The sequence below is a fragment of the Vibrio sp. 10N.222.49.C9 genome, from assembly GCF_041474985.1.
Lineage (GTDB): Bacteria > Pseudomonadota > Gammaproteobacteria > Enterobacterales > Vibrionaceae > Vibrio > Vibrio crassostreae_C.
Map to the genome: position 1 here is coordinate 1 of NZ_JBFRVD010001333.1, position 284 is coordinate 284.

1 protein-coding gene is annotated in these 284 nt (G+C 47.5%); it reads right to left on the minus strand.

Annotated elements, in window-relative coordinates; genetic code table 11:
• A partial coding sequence (locus AB4585_RS28165; RefSeq protein WP_372172064.1) for a UvrD-helicase domain-containing protein occupies positions 1 to 284 on the minus strand: 284 nt, incomplete at both ends.

The window sequence follows — 284 nt, forward strand, 5'->3', positions numbered from 1 at the left end:
GCATAGATGGCCTGCTTAGGGTCACCAATCATGAACAATCCACATTCAGGATGCTGCAGGTAGAGATGTCTAAAAATGTTGTATTGCTGAGGATCCGTATCTTGAAACTCATCAATCATCGCAACGGGATATAGTCCGCGAATACGCTCGGACAACAGCCCTTCATCATCCGCTTGCAAGGCATAGTCGAGCTGGCTTAGCAGATCATCAAAGGACAATTTCTGCTGCTGCCCCTTTGCTTTTTGCAACTCGGCACGACATTCGGGAATGGCATTGCTTAGGAT